The following is a 16,881-nucleotide window of genomic DNA, read 5'->3' on the forward strand; positions in this document are numbered from 1 at the left end:
AACTGCCAGGCATCAAACCAGTAAAGAAGCCCCGGACGAGAGTCCGGGGCTTTTTTACGTCCGTACTCCGGCAAATTTCCCGCTAAAAACCCCTCCATAACGACTTATTTAATCCTGAAAAAATTCTAACGCGCTCTTTTCCCGACCTTATTGCTGCTGCTCACCGCGCGTCGCTCGCGGCTATTGCCGCTCAATGCTGAAACATTTTCATAAACCGCATGAAGACTCGACATCCAGCGGCAGCCAGGCTAATCTCGGGCATCTGGATGTCTAAACGTTTATATGGTTATCAGCAAGAGGTCAGCAGGTTATGCCAATCAGGATCCCCGACGAATTACCGGCAGTGAATTTTTTGCGTAATGAGAATGTCTTTGTCATGACTTCATCGCGCGCCAGTGTTCAGGAGATTCGTCCGCTTAAAGTCTTGATCCTTAACCTGATGCCAAAAAAAATAGAAACGGAAAATCAGTTTCTGCGCCTGCTCTCTAACTCGCCACTGCAGATCGATGTCCAGCTGTTACGCATCGACAGCCGCGAGTCGCGCAACACGCCAAGCGAGCATCTGAACAACTTCTACTGCAACTTCGACGATATCGCTAACGATAACTTTGACGGCCTGATTGTCACCGGCGCGCCGCTGGGGCTGGTTGATTTCAATGATGTTGCCTACTGGCCACAGATTCAGCGCGTGCTGCACTGGGCGAAAGAGCACGTCACTTCTACCCTGTTCGTTTGCTGGGCGGTGCAGGCGGCGCTTAACATCCTGTATGGCATTCCTAAACAGACGCGACAGAACAAGCTTTCTGGCGTCTATGAGCATCAGATCCTTCATCCGCACGCGCTGCTGACGCGCGGTTTTGATGACAACTTCCTGGCGCCGCATTCACGTTATGCAGATTTCCCCAGCCAGCTGATCCGCGACTACACCGATCTCGAGCTGTTTGCCGAATCGGAAAGCACCGGTGCCTATCTGATGGCGAGTAAAGACAAACGCCTGGCGTTTGTCACTGGCCATCCGGAATATGACGCTCTCACGCTGTCGGGTGAGTACCATCGGGACTACGAGGCCGGCCTGCACCCTGAGGTACCGTTCAATTACTTCCCGCAGGACAACCCGGAATTGCCGCCGCGCGCCACCTGGCGTAGCCACGGCAACCTGCTGTTCTCCAACTGGCTCAACTACTACGTCTACCAGATTACGCCATTCGATCTGCGTCACATGAATCCAACGCTCGAGTAAAACGCCTGCTAAAAGCGCGTTTAAACCTGCCGTGACAGCCGCGTGTTGTCGCGGCTTTTTTTTGCCTTTTTTCTATGATGGAACGTATTGCCTTTATTTCGTGAGATTAAATTACAGTTAAATCAGGTAAATAAAATAAAATAAACACTAAAATGGAAATAGTTTTTGAAATTAAAATAAAAATGATTATGCTCTGATCTTGCCGGTTAAAAAACACCCTACAGCCCGATCCTGTCGTTAGAAAAAGGATCAAACCAGGAGGCAGCCCGCATGACAGACACGGTTATCAGCCCGACACTGACCTTTAGCCAGCCCTTTACCCACGCGGAGAAGCAGCTGCTGACGCCCGAAGCCATTGATTTCCTGCACTCGCTGGTAGTGCGCTTTGCACCCGAGCGCGAGCGTCTGCTGAAAGCGCGTCAGCAGCGCCAGCAGCGCTACGATCAGGGGGCGTTGCCAGATTTCGATTCGGAAACCGCTTCCATTCGGCAAAGCGACTGGCAGGTGAGGCCCATTCCTCAGCTACTGCGCGATCGCCGCGTCGAAATCACCGGTCCGCCAGATCGCAAAATGGTGATCAACGCGCTGAACGCTAACGTCAAAGTGTTCATGGCCGATTTTGAGGATTCGCTGGCACCGACCTGGCAAAAACTGCTTGATGGCCAGCTGGCGCTGCGCGATGCGGTTAACGGCACGCTGAGCTTCACCAGCGAAAACGGCAAGATCTACCAGTTACGATCCGATCCGGCGCTGCTGATGTGCCGGGTTCGCGGCTTACATCTGGATGAGAAGCATGTTGAGTGGCGCGATCGGGCCATTCCCGGCGGGTTATTCGACTTTGCGCTCTATCTGTTTCACAACGTCACCGCGCTGCTGGAGAAGGGCCACGGTCCGTGGTTCTATCTGCCGAAAACCGAGCATGCGGCGGAAGTGGCATGGTGGCGGGAAATCTTCCGTTTCAGTGAAGATCGTTTCGATCTGCCGCGCGGCACCATCAAAGCCACGGTACTGATCGAGACGCTGCCCGCGGTATTCCAGATGGATGAGATCCTGTGGGAACTGCGCGATCACGTGGTTGGCCTCAACTGTGGTCGCTGGGATTACATCTTCAGCTACATCAAAACGCTGGGCCAGCACGGTGACCGCATTCTGCCGGATCGTCAGCAGATCAGCATGGACCAGCCGTTCCTCGAGGCTTATTCTCGCCTGCTGATTAAAACCTGTCACCGGCGCGGTGCGCTGGCGATGGGCGGCATGTCGGCGCTCATCCCGGCCAAAGACGCTGAACGCAACGCCTGGGTGATGCAGAAAGTGCAGGAGGACAAAGCACGGGAAGCGGGCAACGGCCATGACGGTACCTGGGTCGCCCATCCCGGTCTGGCGGATATCGCCATGGCGGAGTTTGACCGTCAGCTGGGCGATCGCCCCAATCAGCTGCACGTCAGTCGTGAACAGGATACGCCGATCACCGCCGAGCGCCTGCTGCGCCCGTGCCGTGGTCAGCGCACCGAAGCCGGGATGCGCGCCAACATCCGCGTTGCGCTGCAGTATCTGGAAGCGTGGATCAGCGGCAATGGCTGCGTGCCTATTGATGGGCTGATGGAGGATGCCGCTACCGCGGAGATTGCCCGCACCTCTATCTGGCAGTGGATTCACCACAAGCAAATCCTCAGCGATGGTCAGCTGGTGACCGCCGCGCTGTTCGAACAGTTTCTGGATGAAGAGCTGGCGGCCCTGCGCCACAGCCTGGGTGACTCGCGCTTTGACGCCGGTCGCTATGAAGATGCGGCTGCGCTGATGGCGCAAATCACCACCGACGAACAACTGGTTCCTTTCCTCACCCTGCCGGGCTACCGCCTGCTGCCCTGATTCTGGAGATACTGCTATGTCAAATCGTACCCAACAGATCGCTCAACTGGAAAACAGCTGGCTGGCATCTCGCTGGCAGGGCATTACCCGTCCTTACAGTGCCGAAGAGGTCATTAACCTGCGCGGCTCCGTTAATCCCGCCTGCACGCTGGCGGATCGCGGCGCGAGAAAGCTGTGGGCACTGCTCAACGGTGACGCGCGCAAAGGCTATATCAACAGCCTCGGTGCCCTGACCGGCGGACAGGCGGTGCAGCAGGCGAAAGCCGGCATTGAGGCGATTTATCTCTCCGGCTGGCAGGTGGCGGCCGATGCAAATCTGGCCGGGCAGATGTATCCGGACCAGTCGCTGTACCCGGTCAATTCGGTGCCAAACGTGGTGGAACGTATTAACCAAAGTTTTCAGCGCGCCGATCAAATCCAGTGGGCGAGCGGACTGTCGCCGGACGATGACGGCTTTATCGATTACTACCTGCCGATTGTCGCCGATGCAGAAGCCGGATTTGGCGGGGTGCTCAATGCTTTTGAGCTGATGAAAGCGATGATTCAGGCCGGCGCCGGCGCGGTGCACTTTGAAGATCAGCTGGCGGCGGTGAAGAAGTGCGGACACATGGGCGGCAAGGTGCTGGTGCCGACGCAGGAAGCGATTCAGAAACTGGTGGCGGCGCGGCTGGCGGCCGATGTGATGGATGTGCCTACGGTGCTGATTGCGCGCACCGATGCCGACGCTGCCGATCTGATTACCTCCGATTGCGACGAGCGCGATGCGCCGTTTATTTCCGGGGAACGGACCGCTGAAGGCTTCTTCCGCACCCATGCCGGTATCGAACAGGCGATTGCCCGCGGCCTGGCGTATGCGCCGTATGCCGATGTGCTGTGGTGCGAAACTTCCACGCCGGATCTGGCGCTGGCGCAGCGCTTCGCCGAGGCGATTCACGCGCAGTATCCCGGCAAGCTGCTGGCTTACAACTGCTCGCCTTCGTTTAACTGGAAGAAGAATCTCGACGATCGCACCATTGCCCGCTTCCAGCAGGCACTGAGCGAGATGGGCTACCGCTTTCAGTTCATCACTCTGGCCGGCATTCACAGCATGTGGTTCAACATGTTCGACCTCGCGCACGCTTATGCGCAGGGCGAAGGCATGCGCCACTACGTGGAAAAGGTGCAGCAGCCGGAATTTGCCGCACGCGAACGCGGCTACACCTTCTCTGCGCATCAGCAGGAAGTGGGCACCGGTTATTTTGACCGCATCACCACGGTGATTCAGGGCGGCAGCTCGTCGGTCACCGCTCTGACCGGTTCCACCGAAGCCGCACAGTTCTGATCAGCGTACTCCCGGTGCGCAGCATGGCGCACCGTTTCACTGGCTCACGCTTGCCGGAGATTGCCGATGTCACCGAGAGAATCCCTTATCGCCCACACGATTCTGCAGGGTTTTGATGCGCAGTACGGTCGCTTTCTCGACATTACCGCAGGCGCGCAGCAGCGCTTTGAACAGGCGGACTGGCAGGCGGTGCAGCAGGCGATGAAAGCGCGTATCCATTTGTATGATCATCACGTCGGGCTGGTCGCCAATCAGTTGCGCATCCTCAACGAGATGGCCGACTGGGATGACGCCTTCTGGCTGCGGGTGAAAAGCCACTATGCCACGCTGCTGCCGGGCTATCCGCGTCATGAAATCGCCGAAAGCTTTTTTAATTCTGTCTATTGTCGCTTGCTGGGGCACAGCCACTTACTGCCTGAGCGGCTGTTTATCCTGCCGTCACAGCCGTACGCGCCCGCGCCGCCGGCGCAGCGACCGCTGTCGCGCCTGTACCGGCCGCAGCACAGCTGGCATGAGACGCTGCGTCAGGTATTAAATGACATTCCGTTGCGGCTGACGTGGCAGGATCAGACGCGCGACATCGGCTGGATTGTGCGTCATCTGCACGAGCAGTTCAGCGCGGCACAGCTGGCCCATGCCACGCTGGACGTCGCCAGCGAGCTGTTTTATCGCAACAAAACCGCCTGGATTGTGGCGCGGCTGCAGCTGAGCGCGGGCGAGATTGTGCCGTGTCTGCTGCCGATTCAGCGCGATGACGCCGGCCGGTTGTGGATTGATACCTGTCTCACCGACAGCAATGACGCCAGCATCGTGTTTGGCTTTGCCCGCGCCTATTTCATGGTGTACGCGCCGGTGCCAGCCGCGCTGGTGGCCTGGCTGCAGCCGATTTTGCCGGGCAAAACCCTTGCCGAGCGTTACATGGCGATTGGCTGCCAGAAACACGGTAAAACCGAATGCTATCGCGAATATTTAGATTACCTGGCGCATAGTCAGGAAGCATTCACCATCGCACCCGGCGTGCGCGGTATGGTGATGCTGGTATTCACGCTGCCCGGTTTTGATCGGGTATTTAAGGTGATTAAAGATCGCTTCGCGCCGCAAAAAGAGGTGACGGATGCGCAGGTGCGCGCCTGTTACCGGCTGGTCAAAGAGCATGACCGCGTCGGGCGCATGGCTGACACCCAGGAGTTTGAGCATTTCGCCATCCCGCGCGCGCGCATTCCGGCGGCGCTGATGGCGGAATTTGAGCGCGAGATTCCGGAAAAAATTGAGCTGCGCGATGACGTACTGATCATCCGCCACTTATGGCTGGAGCGTCGCATGCAGCCGCTTAACCTGTGGCTGATGCAGGCGACGCCGGAACAGCGCCAGCACGCCATTGAGGAGTACGGCGATGCGATTTGTCAGCTGGCGGCGGCCAATATCTTCCCCGGCGATATGCTGTTTAAAAACTTCGGCATGACGCGCCATGGCCGCGTGGTGTTTTACGACTATGATGAAATCCGCCCGATGACCGAGTTGGTGTTCCGCGATGTTCCGGCGGCGCGTTACGAAGAGGATGAGCTGCAGGCCGAGCCGTGGTACAGCGTCGGGCCGGATGATGTGTTTCCGGAAACTTTCCGCTACGCGCTGTGCAGCGAACCGGCGACCGGAAAATTGCTGCAGGCGCTGCATCCGCAGTTGTTCGATCCCGGCTGGTGGCGCGCACTGCAGGCGCGGATCCGTGCCGGGCATATTGAAGAGGTGATGGCGTGGCGCGCCGGACAGCGTTTCAGCGCGCGCTACGCGTCAGTGGCCGCCTAGCGGCCGGCATAGCTCAGCGTCACCTGTTTCGCCGCGCGGATCACCAGCGCCCCGAGCTCGGTAATGCGGTCGTCGGTCATACGCGCCAGCGGGCCGGAGATGGAGATGGCGGCAAACGGTTCGCCGTGTTCATCATAAATCGGTGCCGCCACACAGCGCAGGCCGAGCGCGTGCTCCTCGTCGTCGTGCGAAAAACCCATCTTACGGATCAGCGCCAGATTCTCCTTCAGGCTATGCGGCGACATCAGGGTTTTCGGCGTGTAGTGATGCAATCCCTTCTGATGCAGCAGGGCGGTGACCTGATCATCGCTGAGGTGAGCGAGAAACGCTTTGCCGGCACCGGACGCATGCATCGGCAACTTGCCGCCAATCGGCGCTGACATGCGCATCAGCTGGGTGCACTGTACCTGGTCAATAATCACCGCCTGATAATCACTGAGATCCAGCACCGCCAGATTCACGGTTTCGCCGGCTTCTTCCATCAGCCGGCGCAGAATCGGGTGCACAATCGCCAGCAGATTGCGGCTCTGCAGAAAACTGCTGCCAACCACAAAGGCATGAGCGCCAATGGTCCATAAACCGAGGTCGCCCACCTGATGCACAAATCCCTGCTGCTGCATGGTGGTCAGCAGGCGATGAGTGGTGGAGTTGGGCAGCCCGGCCTGTTGCGCCAGCTCGGTCAGCGCCACGCTACCGTGTGATTCGGCAATCAGCTCCAGTAAACGCAGCCCGCGCGTCAGAGATTGTACCTGGCCGCCGGCAGGGGCACTGGCCGCCGGAGCCGTACGGGGTTTTTTGCCGCGTTTCGCGGGCGCAGGGGTTGCCATAACATCTCCACAGTCATTGCAGGTATGGAAACCATTTTCGTTTTTAATGGTATGAATGCAAACGCTGGCTGACTGGTCGGATCTGCTGGTCATTTTGCCGCCGGTGGCCGCAAACGGGTGACTTTTGCTCATTTGAAAGTTGTGCCAGTATGACTGGCTGGCATTTAGCCAGCGTAATGACGTGGATGGGGCAAGAGTGAGCAATAAAACCGCAACGCTACAGCAGCAGCTGGCACAACGCATCATGATTCTGGACGGTGGCATGGGCACCATGATCCAGAGTTACAAACTGGATGAGCAGGATTTTCGCGGCAGCCGCTTCGCTGACTGGCCGTGCGATGTGAAAGGCAATAATGACCTGCTGGTGCTGAGTAAGCCGGACGTCATTCGCGAAATCCACGATGCTTACCTGGCGGCTGGTGCGGATATTCTCGAAACCAACACCTTCAACGCCACCCCGATTGCCATGGCCGACTATGAAATGGCCGCGCTGTCGGCGGAGATCAACTTCGAAGCGGCGAAACTGGCGCGCGCCTGCGCCGACGCGTGGACGGCAAAAACGCCCGATCGCCCGCGCTACGTTGCTGGCGTGCTCGGCCCGACCAACCGCACCTGCTCGATCTCGCCTGACGTCAACGATCCCGCGTTTCGTAACATCACCTTCAATCAGCTGGTGGACGCCTACCGCGAATCGACCCATGCGCTGATTAGCGGCGGTGCTGACATCATCATGATCGAAACGGTGTTCGATACCCTGAATGCCAAAGCGGCGATCTATGCGGTACAGAGTGAGATGGAAGCGATGGGCGTGACGCTGCCGTTGATGATCTCCGGCACCATTACCGATGCGTCAGGCCGTACGCTCTCCGGCCAGACCACGGAAGGATTCTACAACTCACTGCGCCACGCGGAGCCGCTGTCGTTCGGCCTCAACTGCGCGCTTGGCCCGGACGAACTGCGCCAGTATGTGCAGGAGCTGTCGCGCATTGCCGAAGGCTATGTCAGCGCCCACCCCAACGCCGGTCTGCCGAATGCCTTCGGCGAATATGACCTTGATGCGGCGACGATGGCGGCGCAGATTGGCGAGTGGGCGCGCGCCGGTTTCCTCAACATTATCGGTGGCTGCTGTGGCACCACGCCGCAACACATTGCGGCGATGGCGGCAGCGGTCGAGGGCGTGCCACCGCGGCCGCTACCGGAAATAGCCGTCGCCTGCCGTTTGTCTGGCCTCGAACCGCTCAATATTCAGGCCGATTCACTGTTCGTCAACGTGGGTGAGCGCACTAACGTGACCGGCTCGGCCAAATTTAAGCGCCTGATTAAAGAAGAGAAGTACAACGAAGCGCTGGACGTGGCGCGCCAGCAGGTGGAAAACGGCGCGCAGATTATCGATATCAATATGGATGAAGGCATGCTGGACGCGGAAGCGGCCATGGTGCGCTTTCTCAACCTGATTGCCGGTGAGCCGGATATTGCGCGTGTGCCGATCATGATCGACTCCTCGAAATGGGAGGTGATTGAGAAAGGCCTGCAGTGCATTCAGGGCAAAGGCATCGTCAACTCCATCTCGATGAAAGAGGGCGTCGAGCCGTTTATTGAGCACGCGCGCAAAGTGCGGCGCTACGGCGCGGCGGTGGTGGTGATGGCGTTCGACGAAGTGGGCCAGGCGGACACCCGCGCGCGCAAAATTGAGATCTGCCGCCGCGCCTACCACATCCTCACCGAAGAGGTCGGTTTCCCGCCGGAAGACATCATTTTCGACCCCAATATCTTTGCCGTGGCCACCGGCATCGAAGAGCACAACAACTACGCGATGGATTTCATCGGTGCCTGTGAAGACATCAAACGCGAACTGCCGCATGCGATGATCTCCGGCGGCGTCTCCAACGTGTCGTTCTCGTTCCGCGGTAACGAACCGGTGCGCGAGGCGATTCACGCGGTGTTCCTCTACTACGCCATCCGCAACGGCATGGACATGGGCATCGTCAACGCCGGTCAGCTGGCGATTTATGACGATTTGCCGGCGGAGCTGCGCGATGCGGTTGAGGACGTGATCCTCAACCGGCGCGACGATGGCACCGAGCGACTGCTGGCGCTGGCGGAGAAGTATCGCGGCAACAAAGGCGAGGGTGAGCAGGACAAGCAGCAGGCCGAATGGCGCAGCTGGGACGTGGTGAAGCGGCTGGAATATTCGCTGGTGAAAGGCATCACCGAGTTTATCGAGCAGGACACCGAAGAGGCGCGCCAGGCCGCGGCACGGCCGATTGAAGTCATTGAAGGGCCGCTGATGTCCGGCATGAATGTGGTCGGCGATCTGTTTGGCGAGGGCAAAATGTTCCTGCCGCAGGTGGTGAAATCGGCGCGCGTGATGAAGCAGGCGGTGGCTTACCTCGAACCCTTTATCCAGGCGAGCAAAGAAGCCGGCCGCAGCAACGGTAAAATCGTGCTGGCGACGGTTAAAGGCGACGTGCACGACATCGGCAAAAACATTGTTGGCGTGGTGCTGCAGTGTAACAACTACGAAATCATCGACCTGGGCGTGATGGTGCCGGGCGACAAAATCCTGAAAACCGCGCGTGAGGAAAACGCCGACATCATCGGACTTTCCGGCCTGATTACCCCGTCGCTCGACGAGATGGTGAACGTGGCGAAAGAGATGGAGCGCCAGGGCTTTACGCTGCCGCTGCTGATTGGCGGGGCCACCACCTCGAAAGCGCACACGGCGGTGAAGATTGAGCAGAATTACAGCGGCCCGACGGTTTATGTGCAGAACGCCTCGCGCACCGTCGGCGTGGTCTCTTCGCTGCTGTCGCCCACGCTGAAAGAGGCGTTCGTGGCGCGCACGCGTAAGGAGTACGAGACCGTGCGGATTCAGCACGCGCGTAAAAAGCCGCGTACGCCGCCGGTCACGCTACAGGCCGCGCGCGATAATCATTACGTCATTGACTGGCATCGCTACACGCCACCGGTGGCGCATCGTACCGGCGTCAGCGCAGTGGAGGCCAGTATCGATACGCTGCGCAACTACATTGACTGGACGCCGTTTTTTATGACCTGGTCGCTGGCCGGCAAATATCCGCGCATCCTGGAAGATGAGGTGGTGGGTGAAGAAGCCACACGGCTGTTTGCCGATGCCAATGCGATGCTGGATAACCTCAGCGCGCAGGGCACGCTCAGGCCGCGCGGCGTGGTCGGCATTTTCCCGGCTAACCGCGTCGGCGACGACATTGAAATCTACCGTGACGAGACCCGGCGCGAGGTGCTGTGCGTCAGCCATCATCTGCGCCAGCAAACGGAAAAAACCGACTTCGCCAACTACTGTCTGGCGGACTTCGTGGCGCCGAAATCCAGTGGTAAAGCGGATTATCTCGGCGCGTTTGCCGTCACCGGCGGGCTGGAGGAGGATGCGCTGGCGGCGGCGTTCGACCAGCAGCACGATGATTACAACAAAATCATGGTGAAAGCGGTGGCGGATCGCCTGGCGGAGGCGTTTGCCGAATACCTGCATGAGCGCGTGCGTAAGGTGACCTGGGGCTATGCCGCCCATGAAAATCTCAGCAACGACGAGCTGATTCGCGAAAATTACCAGGGCATTCGTCCGGCACCGGGCTATCCGGCCTGTCCGGAACACACCGAGAAGGCACAAATCTGGCAGCTGCTGGATGTGGAGCATCACACCGGCATGAAGCTGACCGAATCCTTTGCCATGTGGCCCGGTGCCGCGGTGTCCGGCTGGTATTTTAGTCATCCGGAGAGTAAATATTTCGCCGTAGCGCAGATTCAGCGCGACCAGGTGGAAGATTACGCGGCGCGTAAAGGCATGAGCGTCAGCGACGTGGAGCGCTGGCTGGCACCGAATTTAGGCTACGACGCGGATTGATGAATTGCCGGCGCAGAGCGCGCGCAATCAAATGTGCCCTATTGTTTGCGCAATAAATTGCGCCGCTACAAATACGAGCACACTCTGTAGCGGCGCGATTCATCGCGCGTTTTTTTAAAACCGGTGCGGGTTTAACCCCGCGCTACGATTTAATTAAAACGCGCATCGCGATCGGCGGTCAGATCGTACAGCTGGTACTTACGGCCCAGCATCTGACCACCGTCACGCGTCAGCGGCACCCAGTTCACCTGCGCACGGCCACGGGTTGGCGTGACGGTAAACAGATCCATCGGAATCGAAATATAGAAACCTTTGGTGAAATCCCCTTCGCCATACGCTTCGGCTGACACGTTGGTTTTGGTGGCGTAGAAGCCGACCATCACGCCGCTGTCAAAGCGCTTCGACACATCCAGCGTGACCCCTTTGTCCTTCGCCAGATATTCACCGACGCTGGCTTTCACCAGCACATCCTGCATGAACCACGGACGCCAGTAAGCGGTAAGGTGCCCGGTCGGCGCCTTATAGTCGGTGAACTGCATCATGTTGTCCCAGTCACGCTGCTTTACGTAGTTCGCATCGAGACCGAAAGCCCAGTTGCTGTCCACCGGGCGATACAACAGCTCGCCGCCCACGCCGCCGTACATGGTTTCCAGGTAGCCACCATACACCTGGCCGTAGAAGCCATTGCCGAGATAGCGCATGTAGTTGGCCTGCAGATCATTCACGTAAACGTTGTTCTCCACGTAGTCGCGAATGTGGGTGCGCACGCGCGGCAGCGTCGAGTCGGCTGGCGCGCCGTTGTAGTTGAACTTGTCATAGTTATTGGCGATGTTGCCAAACAGGCTGCCGCCAATCAGCCAGTGATCGGTCAGCCAGTAATCGACATTGCCCATTACGCCGAGCTGGTACATGTAGAAGCTTTCCGGGCCGCCGACCGACTGGTTCAGCACCGGCGACAGGCTGTAGTTAAGGCGATCCTTACGGATGAAATAGCCCTGTTCGGTGGTGCCCGGATCGATCGGTTCTTCACGCGTCTGCTGCAGCGGCTGCTCGTGGCCGAGCGGATAGCCGCGCAGTTCGTTATTCAGGCTGGCCACATCGGTGCGCGTGGTGACCTGCGGCATGTTAAAGCGCGACTCGGTGACTTCAATCGTATCAATGCCAGCCGGCAGATTGTTCATGATGATGCGGTTAGCGCGGTCAACACCTTCGCGCGTGTCGCGATATTTGGTCTGCTCGCCGGAGACGTATAGCGTGCGGCCTTTGGTCTGGATGCGCGGACCATCCAGTCCGGCATTGTATTTCAGATCGGTAAGCTGATTAGCGACCACCGTCGGCTGCAGCAGATCGCCCTGCGGCTGTGGCTGATAAGCCGGTTTTGCGCTATCAAGGTGCGACTGGTGTAACGAATTAAAGTTGGTGCGTACGGTCACGCCAAACATAAAGGTATTGCCGCGCTCGTAGCTGGCGTTGATATCCGCCCAGTCGGTAAGGCGATAGATTGCGCCAACGTTGACCTTACTGCGCTGCTCCAGCCGGCCGGCAAAATCGTCCTGATAATCGTTGCCTTCATACTCCAGCTTGAGACGCAGCGGCTGCCACGGCGTAAACGTGCCCGGCACCTGATTCCACGGCACCGCTTCATCGTAGGTGTGCAGATATTTGCGCGACTGGCCGAGTCCGCTCTGGCCATAGTCGCGGAAAGTCTGCTCCAGCAGGCCGAAGTCGTTGGCTTCCGGACCAAAATAGCTGATGTGACGCCCGAGGTCGCGCGCCTTACGAATCGCCATGTCCATTTCCGGACGGGTATAGCGATGGAAACTGTCGCCTTCTACTTCCGCCGCGTGCAGATCCAGCTGCTGGAAAATTTTACGGAAGGCGAGACTGGTGGTGGTGGTTCCGGCGCCGCTGGAACCGGTAACGGCTATGACTGGATGCCTGGCTGACATAACAGCGCTCCCTGTGAAGTCCGGCGATGAGCATTGTTACCACGAATTGCCGCCTGACGCATCAGCCGCGAAATTCACGCCGCGGCATAATATTGACCGATTCATGCAATTCTGACCACACCAGTACCACCTCGCCCTGCTCGAGCTGGCGGCGCACGTCGGCCACTTTCTGCGTCAGGCTGCGCTCCTGCTCGCCATAATCGGTGCCTTCACGCAGCACAAAACTTTCTATCAGGTTTTCCAGCGTTGTCGGGTCGAGTTCTTGCCAGGGAATAATCACAGTTACATATCCAGATAAGTTGAGAGCCAGTCCGGCACGCGCTGCTCCAGCCACATTTTGGGTCGTAGCAGGCTGCCGCCCACGAAGCCGACGTGACCGCCTTGCTGCGTCAGCTGATACTCAATTGTGGCAGACAACTGCTGCGGCTGCGGGATCACCGCATCGGTCATGAAGGGATCGTCTTTAGCATGGATGATCAGCAGCGGCTTGCGCACGCCGGTCAGCAATGGCATGGCGCTGGCGCGCTGATAATAGTCGCGCGCATCAATAAAACCGTGGGCGCGGGCGGTAATCGCATCATCAAACTCACGCAGCCGGCGGAAGGCGCGCAGCTGCGTCAGATCGACCGGCAGCGTGCCCGGCCAGGCGCGCAGTTTGCGCGTGGCGTTTTTCTTCAGCTGGGTCAGCAGGTAGTGCTGATAAAAGCGTGAAAAGCCCACGTCCAGCTTCTGGCTGCACGGCTCCAGCGCCAGCGGCGCGGAAATGGCGACCGCGGCATCCAGCGGGGCCGACGTGCCCTGCAGCCCCAGCAGACAGGCCAGCATATTGCCGCCAAGCGAAACGCCGACCGCGGCAGTCGGCACCGTGCCCCATTCGCGCTGCAGCCAGTGCAGAAAATAGGTCGCATCTTCAGTTTCACCGGAGTGATAGATGCGCTGCAGACGGTTAGGCTCGCCGCTGCAGCCGCGGAAGTGCATGATCACCGCCAGCCAGCCGCGCGCCTGACACGCCTGCATCAGCCCATGGGCATACGGGCTGCGGAAACTGCCTTCCAGCCCGTGGAACAGCACCATACGCGGCTTGTGACGTGCCTGTGCCGGATCTTCGCTCCACGCCAGATCGACGAAGTCGCCGTCCGGCAGATCGAGGCGCTGCCAGTGCGGGCGCAGCGTGACGCGCCGGCGCAGCAGACGCGGCAGCAGCGTTTGCAGATGCGCATTGCCGAAGCCGCGCAGCGGGGTAAAGCGCTCGCCGCTCGGGCGATCAAAATAGCCTGGGATAGTACTTGTCTGATGCATAACTCGCTGATAGCTTCGATGGGTTGTTCGCTTTTCTGGGTGAGGAGCACCCGAATATACATGGAACTGAGTCTTTTTTTATCAATGCTGGGCTTTCTCTGGGTCGCGGCCATCACGCCAGGGCCCAATAATATGTTACTTACCGCCTCAGGTGCTAATTTTGGCTTCCTGCGCACCTTTCCACTGCTGATTGGTATCATGATTGGCATGCAGGTGATGTTGCTGATGGTGGCGTTTGGCATCGGCAGCCTGATTCTGCTCTATCCCTCACTGCATCTGGTACTGAAAGTGGCCGGTAGCCTCTACCTGCTGTGGCTGGCGTGGAAAATTGCCACCGCCGAATACGAAACACTGGAGACCGACGATGCCAGCGTGAAGCAGATGCCTTTCTGGCAGGGCGGGTTACTGCAACTGATCAACCCGAAAGCGTGGCTGATGGCGCTGGGTGCGGTCGCCAGCTTTAGCCTTGCCGGCAGCGCCTATCTGCATTCCGTGGTGGCGATCAGCATCGGTATGGCGCTGGTGAACGTGGTTTCCGGCGTGATCTGGATGGGTTTCGGCTCGCTGATTGGCCGCCTGCTGCGCAGTCCGCGCGCGTGGAAAATCTTCAACCTCGCCATGGGTGCGCTGACCGCAGCCTGCGTGCTGTTGATCTGGCACTGAGTCAGCTGGAGGCGCGCTCAATGCGCGTCCACGGCAGCACTTCATGCACCACGGCCGCCTGGCGCTGACGGATGCGCGCCAGCAGCAGCTGCACGCTGCGGGCACCCATCTGGTTCATCGGCTGGGCAATGGTGGTCAGCGGCGGGTTGATGCTGCTGGTGAACGGAATGCCGTCAAAGCCGACCACCGCCAGATCCTCTGGCACGCGCAGTCCGGCTTCCAGAGCAGCGTGAATCACGCCAACCGCCAGCACGTCTGATACCGCAAACACCGCATCAGGCCGCTCTGGCTGCGTTAGCAGTTCGCGCAGCGCCGCGCTGCCCGCTTCGCATGAGATGTCGCTGGCGTAAGCGACGCCGTGCCAGTCAAGCCCCAGCTGCGTGATGGCGTCGCGATAGCCGCTTTCGCGCTGGTGCGAATAGAGATAGCGCATATCGCAGTTGACCAGCGCAATGCGCTGACGCCCTTTGCCGGCCAGATAATGCACCGTGTCATAGGCCGCCTGACGGTTATCGATGGTGACGCTGGAGGCGTTAACCGAGGGATCGTACTCCGCACACTGCACCCACGGCGCATCACCAATCAACTCTTTCAGTCCCTGCAGGCAGGCCGCGGCGTCCATGGTGATTACCCCATCCACCACTTTGCCGGCCAGCAGCGCCAGATAGGCGGTTTCGCGCCGCAGCTGTGAGGCGGAATTACATAACAGGATGTGATAGCCGTGCGCTTCGGCCTCCGCCTCAATGCCCTGCACCACCCGTGAACAGAACGGATTGGTGATATCTGAAATCAGCACCAGCAACATGTTGCTTTGCGCGGTACGCAGCTGGCGCGCCAGCAGGTTGGGCTGGTATTCGCACACATTAATGGCGGCCAGCACCCGTTTACGCGTATCTGGCCGGACGCCAGGATGCTGGTTTAACACCCGTGAAACCGTGGCTTTCGACACGCCCGCGAGGCGCGCAACTTTCTCAATCGACATGGAGGCCAGTACCGCTGTAAAAGGGGGAAAAAATCAAGACGAGATCAATACCACAGTCGGCATGTGAGCGCCTGACATATTTGTTCCGCACCAGCGGTTTTGTATTTGCACTTTTTGCATAGCGTTACCCGATGTTGATCTAAGAACCGATTTTTATTAGGGATAATTTTTAATTCCTTTATGAAATCATTGCTGCTGGCGACACTGCCGTCACGACTCAACATTGGGGTGCATGATGATGGCAGTAACCAAAACAATAAGCGCGGTAGCAGCCGCGTTAGCGCTGATGACCTTTCAGGCGCAGGCGGTCAATGTGACCGTGGCTTATCAGACGTCGGCGGAACCGGCCAAAGTGGCGCAGGCTGACAATACCTTTGCCAAAGAGAGCGGTGCCACGGTTGACTGGCGCAAATTCGACAGCGGCGCCAGCGTCCTGCGTGCGTTAGCCTCGGGCGATGTGCAAATTGGCAACATTGGTTCCAGCCCGCTGGCGGTGGCCGCCACGCAGCAGCTGCCGATTGAAGCTTTCCTGCTGGCTTCACAGCTGGGCAATTCTGAAGCGCTGGTGGTGAAAAAAGGCATCAGCTCGCCCAAAGATTTGATCGGCAAACGCATTGCCGTTCCCTTCATCTCTACCACCCATTACAGCCTGCTGGCCGCGCTGAAACACTGGGGCATCAAACCGACCCAGGTGCAACTGGTTAATCTGCAGCCGCCGGCGATCATTGCTGCCTGGCAGCGCGGTGATATCGACGGCGCCTATGTCTGGGCGCCCGCCGTCAATGAACTGGAGAAAGACGGCAAGGTGCTGACCGACTCGTCGCAGGTCGGGCAGTGGGGCTCACCGACCCTCGACGTCTGGGTGGTGCGCAAGGATTTTGCCCGGCAGCATCCTGAAGTGGTCACCGCTTTCGCCCGTAGCGCGATTGCCGCGCAGCAGGCCTATATCGCCAACCCGGAACAGTGGCTGCAGCAGCCGGATAACCTCAGCAAGCTGTCGCGCCTGAGCGGCGTGCCGGAAAGTGACGTCCCCGGACTGGTGAAAGGC

The 16,881-nt window shown here is 58.9% G+C and carries 11 protein-coding genes and 2 pseudogenes; 7 read left to right on the plus strand and 6 right to left on the minus strand.

The window, feature by feature from the left end; translation table 11 throughout:
- The first annotated feature begins 310 nt into the window (after nt 1-310).
- From metA to aceK, 4 genes are all read left to right on the plus strand, one after another.
- Nucleotides 311-1,240 (plus strand): homoserine O-succinyltransferase, encoded by a 930-nt coding sequence (gene metA, locus ERD80_RS10015; RefSeq protein WP_031279798.1) that lies wholly within the window; start codon nt 311-313, stop codon nt 1,238-1,240.
- 270 nt (nt 1,241-1,510) lie between these two features.
- Nucleotides 1,511-3,109 (plus strand): malate synthase A, encoded by a 1,599-nt coding sequence (gene aceB, locus ERD80_RS10020; protein WP_058757600.1) that lies wholly within the window; start codon nt 1,511-1,513, stop codon nt 3,107-3,109.
- A gap of 16 nt (nt 3,110-3,125) precedes the next feature.
- On the plus strand, nt 3,126-4,430 hold the full coding sequence (aceA, locus tag ERD80_RS10025) for an isocitrate lyase (protein ID WP_058757599.1): 1,305 nt from the start codon (nt 3,126-3,128) through the stop codon (nt 4,428-4,430).
- Between the two features lie 66 nt (nt 4,431-4,496).
- On the plus strand, nt 4,497-6,233 hold the full coding sequence (aceK, locus tag ERD80_RS10030; RefSeq protein ID WP_136546760.1) for a bifunctional isocitrate dehydrogenase kinase/phosphatase: 1,737 nt from the start codon (nt 4,497-4,499) through the stop codon (nt 6,231-6,233).
- On the opposite strand, the gene iclR is transcribed toward aceK, so the two are convergent.
- Nucleotides 6,230-7,060, minus strand: coding sequence for a glyoxylate bypass operon transcriptional repressor IclR (gene iclR / locus ERD80_RS10035; RefSeq protein ID WP_058757603.1), 831 nt, complete (start codon nt 7,058-7,060; stop codon nt 6,230-6,232). The two genes, aceK and iclR, sit on opposite strands and share 4 nt — an antisense overlap.
- A gap of 196 nt (nt 7,061-7,256) precedes the next feature.
- On the opposite strand from iclR, the gene metH reads away from it, so the two are divergent.
- Nucleotides 7,257-10,940, plus strand: a complete 3,684-nt coding sequence (gene metH, locus ERD80_RS10040) for a methionine synthase (protein ID WP_136546762.1) — start codon at nt 7,257-7,259, stop codon at nt 10,938-10,940.
- A 149-nt stretch (nt 10,941-11,089) separates the two neighbouring features.
- Here the strand turns inward: metH and ERD80_RS10045 are convergent.
- The 4 genes and pseudogenes from ERD80_RS10045 to ERD80_RS10055 form a co-directional block, all read right to left on the minus strand.
- Nucleotides 11,090-12,547, minus strand: a pseudogene (locus ERD80_RS10045) (YjbH domain-containing protein); the annotation flags it as partial.
- A 21-nt stretch (nt 12,548-12,568) separates the two neighbouring features.
- A pseudogene (locus ERD80_RS22860) lies at nt 12,569-12,889 on the minus strand (phosphoribulokinase); the annotation flags it as partial.
- Between the two features lie 61 nt (nt 12,890-12,950).
- Nucleotides 12,951-13,169, minus strand: a complete 219-nt coding sequence (locus ERD80_RS10050; RefSeq protein WP_021507442.1) for a YheU family protein — start codon at nt 13,167-13,169, stop codon at nt 12,951-12,953.
- Between the two features lie 2 nt (nt 13,170-13,171).
- Nucleotides 13,172-14,188 (minus strand): hydrolase, encoded by a 1,017-nt coding sequence (locus tag ERD80_RS10055; RefSeq protein ID WP_058759291.1) that lies wholly within the window; start codon nt 14,186-14,188, stop codon nt 13,172-13,174.
- Between the two features lie 60 nt (nt 14,189-14,248).
- Between ERD80_RS10055 and ERD80_RS10060 the strand changes: the two genes are divergently transcribed.
- Nucleotides 14,249-14,851, plus strand: coding sequence for a LysE family translocator (locus tag ERD80_RS10060; RefSeq protein ID WP_031279689.1), 603 nt, complete (start codon nt 14,249-14,251; stop codon nt 14,849-14,851).
- 1 nt (nt 14,852) lies between these two features.
- Here ERD80_RS10060 and ERD80_RS10065 read toward each other — a convergent pair whose 3' ends face one another.
- Entirely contained in the window at nt 14,853-15,833 is a 981-nt protein-coding gene (locus tag ERD80_RS10065) for a LacI family DNA-binding transcriptional regulator (RefSeq protein WP_021507445.1), read from the minus strand.
- Nucleotides 15,834-16,071: 238 nt separating this feature from the next.
- On the opposite strand from ERD80_RS10065, the gene tauA reads away from it, so the two are divergent.
- On the plus strand, nt 16,072-16,881 hold an 810-nt coding region (tauA, locus tag ERD80_RS10070), incomplete at its 3' end, for a taurine ABC transporter substrate-binding protein (protein ID WP_168926265.1).

The organism is Pantoea sp. R102 (genome assembly GCF_004916815.1).
Classification (GTDB): Bacteria; Pseudomonadota; Gammaproteobacteria; order Enterobacterales; family Enterobacteriaceae; genus Pantoea; species Pantoea dispersa.